A 16,395-nucleotide genomic window follows, 5' to 3' on the forward strand; every position below is an offset into this window, starting at 1 on the left:
CGGCGGTGGCGGCGTCGAGGCGATGCTGCGCGAATACTCGCTCTCGACCAAGGAGGGGCTGGCCCTGATGGTGCTGGCCGAGGCCCTGCTGCGGGTGCCCGACGCCGCCACCGCCGACCGGCTGATCGAGGACAAGCTGCGCTTCGGCGGGTTCGAGCAGCACGCCACCCGCTCGGAGGCCCTGCTGGTGCGCTCCTCCGCCTGGGCGCTCGGCCTCTCGGCCCGGATCATCCAGCCCGGCGACACGCCAGAGGGCATCCTGGCCGGCCTCGCCAAGCGCCTGGGGCTTCCGGCCGTGCGCCAGGCCGCCCGCCAGGCGATGCGGGTGATGGGCGGGCATTTCGTCCTCGGCGAGACGATCGAGGCGGCGCTCAAGCGCTCGGCGAGCGGACAGGGCCGGCTCTACCGCTACTCCTTCGACATGCTGGGCGAGGGCGCCCGCACCGCCGAGGATGCCCGGGCCTACAAGGAGTCCTACGCCGCCGCCATCGAGGCGATCGGGCGGGCCGCCGGCAACCGGGCGCTGCCCGACCGGCCGGGCATCTCGGTCAAGCTCTCGGCGCTCCATCCGCGCTACGAGGCGGTGGGCCGCGACCGGGTGATGGCGGAACTGGTGCCGGTCCTCCTCGACCTCGCCAAGGCGGCCAAGAGCTACGACCTCAACTTCACGGTCGATGCCGAGGAGGCCGACCGGCTCGAACTTTCCCTCGACGTGATCGCGGCGGTCCTGGGCGATGCCTCGCTCGCCGGCTGGGACGGGTTCGGCCTCGCGGTCCAGGCCTACCAGAAGCGCTGCCTGCAGGTGATCGACCACGTCGCCGACCTCGCCGCCCGCCTCGACCGGCGGCTGATGGTGCGGCTCGTCAAGGGCGCGTACTGGGACACCGAGGTGAAGCGGGCGCAGGAACGGGGCCTGCCCGACTACCCCGTCTTCACCCGCAAGAGCATGACGGATCTCAGCTACCTGGCGGCGGCCGAGCGGATGCTGGCCCATCGGCCGCGGCTCTTCCCACAATTCGCCACCCACAACGCGCTGACCGTCGCGGCCATCGTCGAGCGTGCGGGTCCGGAGGCCGGCACCTACGAGTTCCAGCGCCTGCACGGCATGGGCGAGGCGCTCTACGCCCGGCTGCTCGCCACCGTGCCGGGGGCGGCCTGCCGCACCTACGCGCCGGTCGGCGGTCACCGCGACCTGCTGGCCTACCTGGTGCGCCGCCTGCTCGAGAACGGCGCCAACTCGTCCTTCGTCTCGCAGGCCGCCGACCCGGCGGTGCCGGTCGAGACCCTGCTGCGCCGCCCGGCCGAGAGCGTCGGCAACCCGGACAGGGCCCGCCACGCGAAGCTACGGCGCCCGGCCGCGCTATTCGCGCCGGAGCGTGTCAACTCCGCCGGATTCGAGCTCGGCGACCGGGCGAGCCTGGAGCGCCTGACGGACGCGGTCGCCGCCGCCCGCGGAACCGCCGAGGCGGCACCGGTGATCGACGGCGCGACGCAACCCGGCACGATGCGCGACGTGGTGAGCCCGAGCGATGCCCGCACGGTCGTCGGCCGCGTCGCCGAGGGCTCGCCCGAGACCGCGGCCGCCGCGATGCAGGCCGCCCGCAAGGGCGCGGCCGCCTGGGGCCGGGTCCCGGCCGAGCGGCGCGCCGCGGCCCTGGAGCGGGCCGCCGACGCGATGGAGGCCGCGACCGGCCGGCTGATCCACCTGCTCCAGGCCGAGGCCGGCAAGACCCTCGACGACGCCGTGGCGGAGCTGCGCGAGGCGGTCGATTTCTGCCGCTACTACGCCGCACAGGGGCGAACGCTCTTCGGGGCGCCGCAGGCCCTGCCGGGCCCGACCGGCGAGAGCAACCGGCTGACCTTGCGCGGCCGCGGCGTGTTCGTGGCGATCTCGCCGTGGAATTTTCCGCTCGCGATCTTCGTCGGCCAGGTCGCGGCGGCCCTGATGGCCGGCAACGCCGTGGTGGCGAAACCCGCCGAGCAGACGCCGCTGGTGGCCGCGGAGGCCGTGCGCCTGCTGCACCGGGCCGGCATCGCGGCAAGCGCCCTCCACCTCGTGCCGGGCGACGGCGCGGTCGGGGCGGCGCTCGTGGCGCATCGCGACGCGGCCGGCGTGGTCTTCACCGGCTCGACCGAGGTCGCGCGCCACATCAACCGGGCGCTCGCCGCCAAGGACGGGCCGATCGTGCCGCTGATCGCCGAGACCGGCGGCATCAACGCGATGCTGGTCGACGCCACCGCGCTGCCCGAGCAGGTCGCCGACGACGTGGTGACCTCCGCCTTCCGCTCCGCCGGCCAGCGCTGCTCGGCGCTCCGCCTGCTGCTGGTGCAGGAGGACGTGGCCGACAAGGTGATCGGCATGGTGGCGGGCGCCGCGCGCGAATTGCGCCTCGGCGATCCGCGCGACCCCGCGACCCATGTCGGCCCGGTCATCGACGCGGAGGCCCGCGCCCGCCTCGACCGCCACGGCGCCGCGATGCGCCGCGCGGCCCGGGCCCATTACGTCGGCGAGGTGCCGGGCGAGGGCCATTTCGTGGCGCCGCAGATCTACGAGATCGCCGGTCCGGAGGCGCTGGCGGAGGAGGTGTTCGGGCCGATCCTGCACGTCGCCCGCTACAAGGCGGCCGATCTCGACCGGGTGCTCGATGCGATCGAGGCCAGCGGCTACGGCCTGACGCTCGGCGTGCATTCGCGCATCGACGCCACGGTGGAGCGGGTGGTGTCGCGGCTCTCCACCGGCAACGTCTACGTCAACCGCAACATGATCGGCGCGGTGGTCGGCGTGCAGCCCTTCGGCGGCCACGGCCTGTCGGGCACCGGCCCGAAGGCCGGCGGTCCGCATTATCTCTTGCGCTTCGCCACCGAGCAGACCGTGACGATCAACACCGCGGCGGCCGGCGGCGACGCGGCACTGATCGCCATGGAAGGCTGAGCGCCGCGGGGGCTCAGCCGTAGCGCCGGGCCGCCTCGACCGTCAGCCCGAGGCCGACCGAGCCGAAGGTGTCGCCCTCGACCACCCGGGCCCCGGGCGCCGCCGCCAGGATCGCGGCGCGGACGGGGGCGAGGCGGGTCGAGCCGCCGGTCAGGAACAGGGCGTCGATGGCGGACGGCTCCACCCCGGCATCGCGCAGGCAGCGGGTGATGCAGGCGCCGATGCGCCGGGCGAGGTCGGCGGAGTGGCGCGCGAGGTCGGGGCGGCCGATCTCGGCGACGAGGCCGGGCTCGACCCAGCCGAGGGGCAGCGCGACCTCGTCGATCTCCGACAGGGCGATCTTGGCGTCCTCGATCTCCATCGCCAGGGTGTGGCCGCGCTCGGCCTCGATCACCGCGGCGAGACGGTCGAGCAGGTCCGGCCGGGCGACGTCGCGGCGCAGCGAGCGCAGCTCGCGCAGGGTCTTGCCGTCGTAGAGCCGGTTGATCTGCGACCAGGTGGCGAGATCGTGGAAATAGGACGAGGGCACGTCGAGGCCCGGGCGCCGCATCGGGCTCCCGAGGCCCAGCAGCGGCATCACCTCGCCGACGCTGAGGGTGCGGTCGAAATCGGTGCCGCCGATCCGCACGCCGTCATTGGCCAGGATGTCGCCGGCCCGCTCCACCGCCCGGTGCCGCTCGGGGCTCAAGCGCACCACCGAGAAGTCCGAGGTGCCGCCGCCGATATCGGCGATCAGCGCCACCTCCTCCCGGTCGAGGCCGCGCTCGTAATCGAGCGCCGCGGCGATCGGCTCGTACTGGAACGACACCTCGGTGAAGCCGACCTCCCGGGCGATGCCGGCGAGCGCGTCCTCGGCCCGGCGGTCGCCCTCCGGGTCGCCGTCGACGAAGTGGACCGGCCGGCCGTGCACCACTTGGCAGAGGGCCTCGCCGGCCTCGGCTTCCGCCCGCGCCTTCACGGCGGCGAGGTAGCGGGCGATCACCGCCCGGAACGACAGCCGGCGGCGGCCGACCAGGGTGGTCTCCTCCAGGAGCGAGGAGCCGAGCACCGACTTGAGGCTGCGCATCAGCCGTCCGGGCGTCCCTTCGACATAGGCCGTCATCGCGGCCCGGCCGATCGCCTCCTCGCCGGCGGGCGGGAAGAAGATCGCGCTCGGGATCGTGACCGCCTCGCCCTCCAGCCGCGCGAGCGCCAGCCCGTCGTTACCGGCGGAGCCGGGGGCGACGAGGCCGAGCGTGGTGTTCGAGGTGCCGAAATCGAGGCCGCAGGCCTTCATGCCGAATCTCTGACGGTGCCGGGAGGGAGGGCGCGCGACCTAGCGGGTTCCACCGCCGCGGTCCAGCCCGGGCGGCGCGCGGTCGTCCTGTCGCAGCGGAACAATGCGTGGGCTCGGCGGTTCATCAGGCCTGAGCAGTCGACGAACTGCACGAACCGAGGAGCTTCCCATGAGCAGCACCACCGACAAGATCAAGGGTCTCGCCAACGAGGCGGTCGGCAACGTGAAGCAGGGCATCGGCAACATGACCGGCAACGAGAAGCTGCAGGCCGAGGGCAAGGCCCAGGAGCTGAAGGGCGAGGCCCAGAAGACCACCGGCGACGTCAAGGACGGCATCAAGAATGCCGCCGACACGGTGAAGAGCAAGCTCTGATCCGCGCGAGGGCCGGCATCGCGCCGGCCCGACCGCAGCGGACGTTCGGGCCGGCCCCTCGCAGCTCAGGCGGGAGGCCGGCCTTTTCTTTTCCCGCGTCCGTTTCCCGTGCTCGAACCCGATGGAGACCGTGATGAACAGGGACCAGATCGAAGGCGGCCTGCGCCACCTCAAGGGGCGCGGCCAGACCGCCCTCGGCGCCGTCGCCGGCCGCGCCAGGCCGCAGGCGGAAGGGGCGTTCAACCAGGTGGTGGGCGGCGCCCAATACGCCTATGGCCGCGGCCGCCGGGTCGCCGAGGAACTGACGCATGACGGCGCGGCGCTCGCCGGAGAGATCGAGAAGCGCGGGCGCGACGCCTATGCCCGCGGCGTCTCGGCCTATGGCGAGGCCCGTCATCGCGGCCGCACCGCCCTGCGCCGGGCCGAGTCGCACCCGACCGAGACGCTGCTCGCGGTCGCCGGCCTCGCCTTCGTCGCCGGCTGGCTGCTGAAGGGCCGCCGCTGACCCCGGACGTTCTTCGGAAGAGGTTCTCCGGGAGACGTTCTTCGGATTGGTCCCTCCGGCGTGCCGCCGCTGCAACGCGGCGGTGCTTCGGTTGCATCGCACCGCGGCAGGGCCGCTTCGCCCTCGCCTCCCGGGTGCTTATGCTCTAGCTTGGCGTGATCCCCGCGCCAGCCGAAGACCCGATGACCCAGAGCACGCCCCCCGGTCCGCCCACGATCGTCGCGGCCGATGCCGCCCAGAACACGAACCGAGAGACGATCGAGGCCCCGATCCGGGGCGCGGCGCCCGTCCTGCCCGCATCGGTTCAGGAGCATCTGGGCGAGCGGCTGCGCGCGCATTACGCGGCCGTCGAGGTCGAGGCGGCGCCTGCCGCCTTCGCCGACCTGCTCGGGCGCCTGGAGTTGGCGCTCGCCGCCCTCGGGGCGCCGAAGAAGGACCGGTTCCGCGAGGATCTGCTCGCGGCGACGCCCTCCCTGCGCCGCTTCGCCCTCACGCTCACCGCCAATCCGGCGAGGGCCGACGACCTCGTCCAGGACACGATGCTGAAGGCCTGGCAGAACCGCGACCGGTTCGAGGCCGGCACCAACCTCAGCGCCTGGCTGTTCACGATCATGCGCAACGCCTTCTACTCGGAGCACCGCAAGCGCTCGCGCGAGGTGGAGGACAGCGAGGGCGCCTATTCGGCGCGCCTGACCTCGGCGCCCAACCAGGGCGACCGCCTCGACGTGCAGGACCTCCAGGCCGCCCTCAACAAGCTGGTCGCCGAGCAGCGCGAGGCCCTGATGCTGGTCGCGGTCGGCGACCTCTCCTACGAGGATGCGGCCGCGCTGATGCAGTGCAAGGTCGGCACGGTGAAGAGCCGGGTCTGCCGCGCCCGCGACAAGCTCGCGGAGCTGCTGGGCTATTCCGGCGGCGAGCTCGGGGCGGACCGGCTCACCCGCTCGGTGATGGGGCATGCCGGCGCGGTCGCGCTCGACAGCTGAGCGCCCGCGACCCGCCGCAAGCCGCATTTCGAACGTCGCCCCGCTGCCGGATGCCGCCGGGGCGACGTCACGCCGCGCGCCCGGTCGCCGAACGCCCCTGCACGCCTCGATCGGGCACGGCCCCGAACCTCAGGCTAATTCCACCGCCCTGGGCAAGGTCGGGTGGGATGTTTCAGCGACAAAGTCGAGAGAGCGCCGGGACCTGACGCAGGGGCGACCGTCATCGAACGATTGCTTTGGCAACCCGCGCAACCCGCAGTCATGCCGCGTCATCGCCATGAATCCTCGATCGATGCGCCATTTTCCGCCCAAAACCGTATGCCAGACTGTCGTTTAAATGTCTCAAGATGATATTACTAAAGAAAATACCTTCTTTATAATGCGTGGGATGAGTCGATTAGTTCTTTAAATTTGTAATATATATAATATATTTTCTGTATTATCATAGAACATAATAGTGACGATTGTCGCCTAATGCTTTTTCAATGAACTTAAAAATAGTGTACCACAGTATGTCTTGGCTGCTGAACTCACACGCTCGGCTATCCGAGATAGGCCGGAATCGGTCTGGAAGCGTTCGAAATACGACAGACAAGATGCTGTCCTGGCGTTAGTTTATGGATGGTCTCGCTTCGGTCGCGGGGATGCGCGATGCGCGAGCGCAGGGCAACGGTCGCTGTTTTTTCGGCGATCCAACATCCTCCGGCCGGCCCGCGAGGCGGGTGCCTGATTTCCGGAGACGACGACGTTGAATGCGCCGGATGACTCACGAGCCCTCGTGGCCGGTCTCTTCGAGGGCAATCTGCTGCTGGAAGCCCTCGACACGGCGGATCGCGCCCTGCTGGCGCCCTATCTCGAGCGCGGACATCGCGGCCGTGGGGCCGTGCTGTTTCGCGCCGGGGAGGATGTCTCGCACGTCACCTTCCCGCTGAACCAGACGACCGTGACGCTGGTCTCGCGCATGAGCGACGGCCGCATGATCGAGACCGCGACGGTGGGCCACGAAGGGGCGGTCGGCGGCGTCGTCAGCAACGGCTACCTGCCGGCTTTCAGCGAGGCCATCGTGCAGGTCGCGGGCGACGTGATGCGCCTCGACGCCGAGCGGCTGACCCGGGCCAGGGCCTCGTCCCCGGTCCTGCGCGACCTGTTCGTCCGCTACGCCGATTGTCTGCTCGCCCAGGTGCTGCAATCGGTGGCCTGCAACGCCGTGCACCCGATCGAGGAGCGCTGCCTGCGCTGGCTCCTGACTTTCCAGGACCGGCTCGGGACGCCGGTCCTGCCGGTGACGCAGGAGATGCTGGCCGAGATGCTCGGCGTGCGCCGCACCTATCTCACCGGGGTGATCGGGGCACTGCAGCGCCGCGGCCTGATCTCGGTGCGCCGCGGCCAGATCACCATCCTGGACCGCGCCCAGGCGGAGCATGCGGCCTGCGAATGCTACGGCCGGGTGCGGAACCATTTCCGCACCGTCCTCGGGGCGGTCTACGCCGAGGGCCGCGGCATCGTGGCGGTCGACCCGACGGCCCGGGAGAAATAGCGCCGGACCGGCGCGCTCCGGTTTCAACGACCTCAGGCGGCGGGATCGACCCCGGGAATGCCCGGCCGGCGGCGCGGGATGGGCACGCGCGCGGCCGTGCTATGGCGCGGGCGGCCGCGGGTGCTATGAGACCCGCCGCCGAGGGTCGCGGAAGGAGGCGACGGAGCCAGTGACTGACCGCCGCGAAACCGACCGCATCGACGCCGAGATCGGCCGGTCGGCCCCGAGCCACGATCCGTTCGCCGCCGCCGTGCGCGCGACGCGGATGCCGATGCTGATCACCGATCCGCACCAGCCCGACAACCCGATCATCTTCGTCAACGCCGCCTTCTCCAAGCTGACCGGGTACGGCCGCGACGAGATCCTCGGGCGCAACTGCCGCTTCCTGCAGGGGCCGGAGACCGACCGCGCCGACGTCGAGAAGATTCGCGATGCCGTCGAGCGCCGCGTGGCGATCGAGATCGATCTCCTGAACCACAAGAAGAACGGCGAGCGGTTCTGGAACCGCCTCCTGATCTCGCCGGTCTTCGGCCCGGACGGCGAGCTGACCTACTTCTTCGCCTCGCAATTCGACGTCACGCTGGAGCGCGAGCACCTGCACAACCTCGGCGAGGCCCTGCGCCGGCGCGAGCAGATGCTGGATGCCCTGGTGCGCTCCTCGTCCGAGGTCCGCTACCGGATCAGCGCCGACTGGAGCCGGCTGTTCCAGCTCTCGGGCGGGGACTTCCTGTCCGACACGACCTCGGCGAGCACCGACTGGATCGAGACCTACATCCCGCCCGAGGACCGAGAGGCGGTGCGCGCCGAGATCGAGCGCGCGATCCGCACCAAGACCTCCTACAGCCTGGAGCACCGGGTCCATCTCGCCGACGGCTCGGTCGGCTGGGCCTCGTCGCGCGCCGTGCCCGTGCTGGACGCCGACGGCCGGATCACCGAGTGGTACGGCGCGGCCACCGACATCACCGAGCGCAAGCGGCAGGAGGCTGCCTCGCGCGACCTCACCGCGTCCCTCGGCCGCCAGGTCGCCGACCGGACGGCGGAGCTACGGCTCTACGGCGACATCATCCAGTCGAGCGCCGCACCGATCTGCGCCTTCGACACGAGCTACCGGCTGATCGCTTTCAACCAGGCCCATAGCGACGAGTTCCACCGGATCTTCGGCATCCGCGTGCGGATCGGCGACGTGTTTCCCGACCTGTTTCCGCCGGACCAGGCCCCGGTGATGCGCGGCCTGATGACCCGGGCGCTCGCCGGCGAGAGCTACACGGTGACCGAGGAGTTCGGCGATCCGGGCCTCGCCAAGCCGGCCTGGGAGGTCACCTACTCGCCCCTGCGCGACGGCGAAGGACGGGTGATCGGCGCCTTCCACCATGCCCGCGACATCTCCGACCGGCTGCGGGCCGAATCCGAGCTGGCGGCGACCCAGGAGGCGCTGCGCCAGTCGCAGAAGATGGAGGCGGTGGGCCAGCTCACCGGCGGCCTCGCCCACGACTTCAACAACCTGCTCGCCGGCATCTCGGGCTCCCTCGAACTGATGCAGACGCGCCTGCAGCAGGGTCGGTTCAAGGATGTCGAGCGCTACATGGCGGCGGCGCAAGGGGCGGCCAAGCGCGCCGCGGCGCTGACCCACCGGCTCCTCGCCTTCTCGCGGCGCCAGACGCTCGACCCGCGCCCGACCGACGTCAACCGCCTCGTCGCCGGCATGGAGGAGCTGATCCGCCGCACCGTCGGCCCGAGCATCGCCCTCGACGTGGCGGCGCGCGGCGACTGGCCGGCGCTGGTCGATCCCTCGCAGCTCGAGAACGCGCTCCTCAACCTCTGCCTCAACGCCCGCGACGCGATGCCGGACGGCGGCCGGATCACGGTCGAGACCGGCAACCGGGTGATGGACGCGCAGGCGGCGCGCCGGCACGACCTCCCGGAGGGCGAGTACCTGGCCCTTTCCGTCACCGATACCGGCACCGGCATGGCGCCGGAGGTGATCGCCCGGGTGTTCGAGCCGTTCTTCACCACGAAGCCGATCGGCGAGGGGACGGGCCTCGGCCTGTCGATGATCTACGGATTCGCCCAGCAATCGGGCGGGCAGGTCCGCATCGCCTCCACGGTCGGCGAAGGCACGACCGTGAGCCTGTACCTGCCGCGCCACGACGGCCCGGCCCCGAGCGAGGCCGAGACGGCGGCTTCGGCGGAGCTGCCCCGGGCGGCCGAGGGCGAGACCGTGCTCGTCGTCGACGACGAGCCGACGGTGCGGATGCTGGTCACCGACATCCTGGAGGATCTCGGCTACACGGCGATCGAGGCGGCCGACAGCGCGGCCGGCCTCAAGGTCCTGCGCTCGGACGTGCGCATCGACCTGCTCGTCACCGATGTCGGCCTGCCCGGCGGCATGAACGGCCGCCAGATGGCGGAAGCCGCGCGGGAGACCCGGCCGGACCTGACGGTGCTGCTGATCACCGGCTACGCCGAGACCGCCATCCTCGGCACCGGGACGCTCGCCCCCGGCATGAGCGTGCTGACCAAGCCCTTCGCCGTGGAGGTGATGGCCGCCCGCATCCGCTCGATCATCGAGGCCGGACGGGAGCGGGCGCGGCGCGCGGAGGGCTGACGCGCCCTCACCCGGTGCGGCGGGCGGTCCAGCGTCCCGCGCACGGGCTGATCCCCGCGAGGCTCCAGCGCCCCTGGCCGGCGGCGCCGCGCAGGCGGCCGGTGACCGAGACGGTGGCGAGCCCGCTGCGGATCGTGCCGGTGATGCGGCCGTCGGCGCCGGCCCGCCCGGAGGCGTTGACCCCGTTGCCCCCGGCATCGTCGACGACGCCGTCCCGGATGACGATCGGGTAGCGGTAGGGACCGGTGCAGGTCCCCGTCTCGGCGGTGGCGACGACGGACCAGGCGCCGTCGAAGCGGTTCGCCGACGGAGCGGCCGAGGCCGGGCCGGCGAGGACGAGGCACACGGCGGGCAGAAGAATCGGAAAGCGGGATGAGGTCATGGTCTCCTCTTGGGGCCGGTGCCCGGATGCAGGCGGCCTCGGGGATGGGCCGCGGGTCGAACCGGATGCCCCGGGAAGCGAGGTGGGACGGCAGGAACGCCCGAAGTCGGTGCGGGTTGGGGCATTCCATCGGGCCTTGCCCCTACCGGTGGCCGGCATCTGGATGCTGGCCGAGATTCTGTCCGGGACCCTGGCTGGGACCCTGGCCGAGATCCCGCGCGAGCCGGTCGCGGGCACGGCTGACGCGGCTCTTCACGGTACCGGCGGGACAGCCGAGGACCACGGCAGCGGCCTCGTAGGTCAAACCCTCGACCCCGACGAGGAGCAGCGCCTCGCGATGGCCCGGCTCGAGACGGTCGAGGGCGTCCTGCAGGTCGCGCAGGGAGGCCCGGTGCTCCTGCACCGCCTCGCTGACGAGGGCGGCGGCGTGGATTCCATCGGGATCGGCCACTTCGCGGCGGTGCCGCCGGCGGCCGTTGAAGAAGCCGTTGCGCAGGATCGTGAACAGCCAGGCCGGCATGCTGGTGCCGGGGACGAACTGGCGCCGGTGCTCCCAGGCCTTGAGCAGGGTCTGCTGCACGAGGTCGTCCGCATCGGCCCCGCGCGGGGCGAGCGAAAGGGCGTAGCGCCGCAGCCGCGGCACCGCGCCGAGGAGTTCCGCCCCGAACGAGGCCGGCACCTCGCGTCCGGCTTCGGCCCTCGCGAGAGCGAGCGTCAGACGTGCCAGGACCTCGCCGAGGCGCGATCCCCCGCTGATCTCGACGACCTCCGGGTAGTACTGCCGCAGCTGTCGGCCCAGGTGCGACTGCATCAGGGCGATGGTGCCGTCCGGCGTCCCGTCCGGTTCGCGCGTCACGTCGTCTGTTCCCACCGTCGAGATCCCGTCGAACGCTCGTCTCGCCGGACTAGACCACTCGACCCAACGGTCTAGTCCCGTGGGGCAGTGCGGGGTGCAGGCGATGACAGGATTTATTTCTGGTCGCCGGCAATTACGTCAATGATACGAATCTACCGGTGAAACCCGTGCCTGCCCGGGAACCCGATGGCGCGCGATCCGTTTGTGCTCCGCTGCCCGAGAGGCGAGCGAGAGGACCGCCGAGGGGCGGTCCGACGGCACGAAAGGACCGCACGAGCCGTGACCCCAGGCGTCGACAGGCACGAACTCCGGCAGATCATCGCCGGCCTCAGCGAGGGAGTGATCCTGGTCGAGCCCGACCAGACCATCGCCTACGCCAACGAGGCCGCGCTGGCGATGCACGGCGCCGAGAGCCTGGACGAGATCGGCCCGACGGTCGACGCCTACCGCGAGCGCTTCGCCCTGCGCTACCGCAACAACCGCGCGCCGGAGAACTACCCGATCGAGCGGGTCGTGGCCGGCGAGCGCTTCCACGACGTCGTGGTGGAGGTGACGCGCACCGACAGGCCCGATGTCGGCTTCGTGCATTCCCTGCGCAGCCTCGTCGCCACCGACCGGGAGGGCAAGCCGAGCTGCCTGGCCCTGATCCTCAAGGACGTCTCGGACCAGTTCGAGGCCGAGGAGCGCTTCGAGCGCACCTTCAACGCCAATCCGGCCCCGGCCGTGATCACGCGGCTCTCGGACCTGCGCCACGTCAAGGTCAATGCCGGCTTCCTGGAGATGACCGGCTACACCCGCGACGCCGTGATCGGCCGCAGCGTCTACGAGGTCGACGTGCTGGCCAATGCCCGCAACCGCGATCTCGCGGTGTCGCGGCTGAACCAGGGCGGCACGATCCCGCAGATGGAGGCGCGACTGGAGCTGCCCGACGGTGGCGGCCGCTTCGTCATCGTCGCCGGCCAGCCGATGGAGATGGGCGACGAGCCCTGCATGCTGTTCACCTTCGCCGACCTCGAATTGCGGCGGAAGGCCGAGACGGCCCTGCGTCAGAGCGAGGAGCGCTTCGCCAAGGCCTTTCGCCTCACTCCCGTCCCGACGCTGCTCGCCCGCGCCGCGGCGTTCCAGATCACCAGCATCAACGAGGCCTTCGGGCGGGTGTTCGGCTTCGGCGAGGACAGGGTGGTGGGGCGGGCCCCGGGCGAGTTCGGGCTCTGGGTCTCGGACGAGCAGCGCCGCCGCTTCGAGGACGTGCTCGCCCGCACCGGCTACGTGCTCGGCCTCGAGGTCTGCCTGCGCCACGAGAGCGGGACCGACCTCGACTGCCTGGTCTCGGCCGAACGCGTCGTCATCGGCGACGAGGAATTCGTCCTGATGGTCCTGCAGGACATCACCGAGCGCAAGCACACCGAGCGCGAACTGTTCGACGCGATCGAGACGGTGATGGCGGACACCTCGTGGTTCAGCCGCGGCCTGATCGAGAAGCTGGCGAACCTGCGCCGGCCGGGGCGCGAGGCCCCCGGGGCCGCGGTGCCGGACCTGACCCTTCGCGAGCGGCAGATCCTCAACCTGATCTGCTCGGGCCTCGACGACGACGCCATCGCCCGCAAGCTCGGCCTGTCGCGCAACACCGTGCGCAACCACGGTGCCGCGCTCTACCGCAAGCTCGGCGTGCACCGGCGCACCGAGGTGATCCTGTGGGGCCGCGCGCACGGCTTCCCGCTCCAGGCCTCTGGTAGCTGATGCTCAACATACCAGTATTTTTCTACCATTGAACGCGCGCCGGGAGGGCACATCTGCAAGCCGGTCGGAGTTTTCTCTCAGTCGTCACGGAGTTGCTCATGACCAAGCGCGCGACACCCACTTCCACCGAGCAGGTCAAGGGCTCGGTGAAGGAGGCCATCGGCAAGATCACCGGCGACGTCCGGGTCGAGACCGAGGGCCGACGTCAGAAGGACGACGGACGCTCCCCCGGGGAGACCGCACCGCGCCGCGACTGACGACACGAGGTCATCCGGCGGCCCCGATCGGGTCGCCGTCCCTTTCACCCCGTTACCAGGAGAATCCAGATGGTTGACACGGATCGCATCACCGGCGCCGCCCGCGAGCTCGGCGGCAAGATCCAGGGCGCCGTCGGCGACCTGACCGGCTCGCACCGCGACTCGGCCGAGGGCCGGTTCCGCGAGGCGCAGGGCGCGGCCGAGAACGCCTACGGCCAGGCCAAGGACGGCGTGCGCCAGGCCGCCGACCGGGCGCAGGACTATGCCCAGGACTTCGCCCACGACGCCCGCGGCTATGCCGACGAGGCCCGCGACTACGCCGAGGACGCCTACGAGCGCGGCAGCCAGGCCCTGCGCCGCGGCACCCGCCAGGTCGGCCATCAGGTCGCCGAATACCCGGTCGCCTCGCTGGTGATCGCCGGCCTCGTCGGCTTCGGCCTCGGCCTCCTCGTGAGCGCCAACCGCGACTGATCGCGCGACCGACCGCGTCGCGGCCGGACATCGACGACCTCGGGAACCCGGCGCGGGAGAGCGCCGCGGCCCCGGGGCCGCCCCGACCCATCGATGCATGAACGACCCGGAGTAACCACGTGACCATCCAGACCCCCGTTTCCCCCCTCGCGACCGCCGCCCAGGCCGATACCCGCGCGGTCCTGCTCAACCAGGTGTCGTGGGGCGCCATCTTCGCCGGCGCCGTCACCGCGCTCGTGACGCAGGTGATCCTGAACCTCGTCGGCGTCGGCATCGGCCTGTCGTCGGTGGGCGTGAACGCCAGCGACAACCCGGCCGCCTCGACCCTGTCGACCGGCGCGGGCCTGTGGTTCGTGGTGTCGGGCATCGTCGCCTCGCTCGTCGGCGGCGCGATCGCGGGCCGGCTCTCCGGCAAGCCGCTGCCGGGCGCGGCCGCCCTGCACGGCCTCGTCTCCTGGGCGGTGACGACCCTGGTGGTGATCTATCTCGTGACCTCGGCGGCCAGCGGCCTCGTCGGCGGCACGCTCAGCACGGTCTCGAGCGCGCTCGGCGGCGCCGGCAACCTCGTGGGCGGCACGGTGCAGACCGCCGCCCAGGCCGCGGCCCCGTCGCTGTCGAAGATCCAGAACCCGCTCGAGGGCATCGAGGACAAGGTGCGCCAGCAGGCCGCCGGCCAGGACCCGCAGGCCGCCCGTGACGCCGCCGTCGCGGCGGTGCGCGCCCTGATCACCGGCGACGCCTCGCAGAAGCAGCAGGCCGAGACCCGCGCCGCGGACGCCCTCGCCAAGGCGCAGAACATCCCGGTCGACCAGGCCCGCCAGCAGGTCCAGGACTACGAGAAGCAGTACGACCAGGCGGTCGCCACCGCCAAGCAGAAGGCCGAGGCCGCGGCCGTGACCGCGAAGTCGGCCGCCACCCAGGGCGCCTTCTACGCCGCCATCGCGCTGCTGCTCGGCGCCGCCGCCGCCTTCTTCGGCGGCCGCCTCGGCGCCCCGAAGCTGGTCGGCGCCTACGACACCACCCGCCGCGTCTGACGCCGGCGTCGGCTCCCGCCCCCGCGGCGGGAGCCCTCCATCCCCCTCATGACGGAGAGAGTTCGATGAGCAGCACCACCGACAAGCTCAAGGGCCTGGCCAACGAGGCCGTCGGCAACGTCAAGCAAGGTGTCGGCAAGGTGACCGGCAACGACAACCTCGTGGTCGAGGGCAAGGCCCAGGAGCTCAAGGGCGAGGCCCAGCGCACCGTCGGCGAGGCCAAGGACGGCGTGAAGCACGCCGCCGACAGCCTGCTCGGCCGCAAGTAACGCCGCAGGTAACACCGAGACGTAACCCTCCGCGGCGGGCCCGGCCCGTCGCGATCCATCTTTCCGAGACTCAGGAGGACAGCATGAACCGCGATCAGATCCGTGGCGCGTCCCGTCACCTGAAGGGCCGCGCCCAGACCGCCCTCGGCGGCCTCACGGGCGACCCGGCCCAGCAGGTCCGCGGCGCCGCCAACCAGGTGGCCGGCGGCGCGCAATACGCCTATGGCCGCGCCCGCGACCGGGCCGAGGACCTCATCGACGACGGTCGCCATCTCGCCGAGGCCGCCCGCGACCGGGCCGAGCATCTGGCCGGCACGACCCGAGACTACGCCGAGGATGTCGCCGACACGGCCCGGGACTTCACCGATTCCGCCCGCGGACACGCCGACCGCGTGATCAACGATGGGCGCCACGCCGCCCGGGAGGCGCGCCGCCGCGGCGAGACCTACGGCCGCCAGGCCCTCGCCTACGCGGACGGGCACCGCACCAACACGGTGCTGGGCATCGCCGCCCTCGCCTTCGCGGCGGGCTGGCTGATCCGCCGCAAGCATTGAGGCCCCGGGCGACACGCGCCCGACAGTATCCTCGCCGGTGCGCCCTCACCCCGGCGAGGACAGGAACACGAACGCGATCGCCAGTTCAGTCCAACACCACGCGGCGATTATTTCAGGATCTTTTCCCGACGACAAACGTTTGACGACATCGAAGCACCCTTGCAACAAGGAAGTCAGTCATGCTCCGCAAGATCTTCATGCTGTTCGTCCTGCCGAAGCTGATCGCCCACTTCAACCGCCGTAGCGCCCGCCCTCGGCACGGCCGGACGTACTGAGACGGTCGCATCGATCGATTGGGAAACGGCACGATCACGACAGGGAATTCGGCAGGCCCATGACGCGTCTCCTCGTTGCCGCCGCGACCCTCGCGGCCCTCCTCGTCGGCGGCCCCGTCTCGGCAGAGCCCGTCTCGGCAGAGTCGGCTGGGTCCGGTGCCGCCGCCGCGGCCCTCGCCCGCAGCGAGCTTCCGACGGAGTTCTCGCAGTACCGCCGCTTCGGCCGGCACCACGGCTACCGCCGGGGCTACGGTGTTCGTCGCGGCTACGGCTACCGCCGCGGCCCGGGCGTCGGCGCGGCGGTCGGGGCCGGTGTCGCGGGCCTCGCCGCCGGGGCGATCATCGG

General features: G+C 71.6%; 15 protein-coding genes and 1 pseudogene. 13 read left to right on the plus strand and 3 right to left on the minus strand.

All coding sequences use genetic code 11. The features are described from left to right. Window positions 1–2,932, plus strand: a 2,932-nt coding sequence (gene putA / locus QR78_RS29620; protein ID WP_048431211.1) for a bifunctional proline dehydrogenase/L-glutamate gamma-semialdehyde dehydrogenase PutA, incomplete at its 5' end; no start/stop codon positions are given. 13 nt (window positions 2,933–2,945) lie between these two features. On the opposite strand, the gene QR78_RS29625 is transcribed toward putA, so the two are convergent. Continuing rightward, on the minus strand, window positions 2,946–4,208 hold the full coding sequence (locus QR78_RS29625; protein WP_048431212.1) for an Hsp70 family protein: 1,263 nt from the start codon (window positions 4,206–4,208) through the stop codon (window positions 2,946–2,948). Between the two features lie 169 nt (window positions 4,209–4,377). Here QR78_RS29625 and QR78_RS29630 point away from each other — a divergent pair, with 169 nt between their 5' ends. The 5 genes from QR78_RS29630 to QR78_RS29650 all read left to right on the plus strand — a co-directional run bounded on the left by QR78_RS29630 (window position 4,378) and on the right by QR78_RS29650 (window position 10,211). Then, window positions 4,378–4,581: a CsbD family protein gene (locus QR78_RS29630; protein WP_048431213.1), complete on the plus strand. Its 204-nt coding sequence runs from the start codon at window positions 4,378–4,380 to the stop codon at window positions 4,579–4,581. Window positions 4,582–4,714: 133 nt separating this feature from the next. Further along, a complete protein-coding gene (locus QR78_RS29635) occupies window positions 4,715–5,086 on the plus strand; it encodes a CsbD family protein (RefSeq protein ID WP_048431223.1) in 372 nt (123 codons plus the stop codon). Between the two features lie 182 nt (window positions 5,087–5,268). After that, entirely contained in the window at window positions 5,269–6,069 is an 801-nt protein-coding gene (locus QR78_RS29640) for a NepR family anti-sigma factor (protein ID WP_082172005.1), read from the plus strand. Between the two features lie 778 nt (window positions 6,070–6,847). Further along, on the plus strand, window positions 6,848–7,606 hold the full coding sequence (locus tag QR78_RS29645; protein WP_048431214.1) for a Crp/Fnr family transcriptional regulator: 759 nt from the start codon (window positions 6,848–6,850) through the stop codon (window positions 7,604–7,606). A gap of 169 nt (window positions 7,607–7,775) precedes the next feature. Next, entirely contained in the window at window positions 7,776–10,211 is a 2,436-nt protein-coding gene (locus QR78_RS29650; protein WP_048431215.1) for a PAS domain-containing protein, read from the plus strand. A 7-nt stretch (window positions 10,212–10,218) separates the two neighbouring features. On the opposite strand, the gene QR78_RS29655 is transcribed toward QR78_RS29650, so the two are convergent. Both QR78_RS29655 and QR78_RS29660 read right to left on the minus strand, forming a co-directional pair. Further along, window positions 10,219–10,593 (minus strand): hypothetical protein, encoded by a 375-nt coding sequence (locus tag QR78_RS29655; RefSeq protein WP_048431216.1) that lies wholly within the window; start codon window positions 10,591–10,593, stop codon window positions 10,219–10,221. A 142-nt stretch (window positions 10,594–10,735) separates the two neighbouring features. Further along, on the minus strand, window positions 10,736–11,449 hold the full coding sequence (locus QR78_RS29660; RefSeq protein ID WP_244276533.1) for a sigma-70 family RNA polymerase sigma factor: 714 nt from the start codon (window positions 11,447–11,449) through the stop codon (window positions 10,736–10,738). 279 nt (window positions 11,450–11,728) lie between these two features. Here QR78_RS29660 and QR78_RS29665 point away from each other — a divergent pair, with 279 nt between their 5' ends. From QR78_RS29665 to QR78_RS36335, 7 genes and pseudogenes are all read left to right on the plus strand, one after another. Then, window positions 11,729–13,189 (plus strand): helix-turn-helix transcriptional regulator, encoded by a 1,461-nt coding sequence (locus QR78_RS29665; RefSeq protein ID WP_048431217.1) that lies wholly within the window; start codon window positions 11,729–11,731, stop codon window positions 13,187–13,189. Window positions 13,190–13,287: 98 nt separating this feature from the next. Next, on the plus strand, window positions 13,288–13,446 hold the full coding sequence (locus QR78_RS33405; RefSeq protein WP_082172007.1) for a CsbD family protein: 159 nt from the start codon (window positions 13,288–13,290) through the stop codon (window positions 13,444–13,446). Between the two features lie 69 nt (window positions 13,447–13,515). Beyond that, on the plus strand, window positions 13,516–13,917 hold the full coding sequence (locus tag QR78_RS29670) for a CsbD family protein (protein ID WP_048431218.1): 402 nt from the start codon (window positions 13,516–13,518) through the stop codon (window positions 13,915–13,917). Between the two features lie 119 nt (window positions 13,918–14,036). Beyond that, window positions 14,037–14,951, plus strand: coding sequence for a hypothetical protein (locus tag QR78_RS29675; RefSeq protein WP_048431219.1), 915 nt, complete (start codon window positions 14,037–14,039; stop codon window positions 14,949–14,951). 65 nt (window positions 14,952–15,016) lie between these two features. Next, window positions 15,017–15,220, plus strand: a complete 204-nt coding sequence (locus QR78_RS29680; RefSeq protein WP_048431220.1) for a CsbD family protein — start codon at window positions 15,017–15,019, stop codon at window positions 15,218–15,220. 83 nt (window positions 15,221–15,303) lie between these two features. Continuing rightward, window positions 15,304–15,774: a CsbD family protein gene (locus tag QR78_RS29685; RefSeq protein ID WP_048431221.1), complete on the plus strand. Its 471-nt coding sequence runs from the start codon at window positions 15,304–15,306 to the stop codon at window positions 15,772–15,774. A gap of 334 nt (window positions 15,775–16,108) precedes the next feature. Beyond that, window positions 16,109–16,395, plus strand: a pseudogene (locus QR78_RS36335) (hypothetical protein); the annotation flags it as partial.

This window comes from Methylobacterium indicum (assembly GCF_001043895.1).
GTDB lineage: Bacteria > Pseudomonadota > Alphaproteobacteria > Rhizobiales > Beijerinckiaceae > Methylobacterium > Methylobacterium indicum.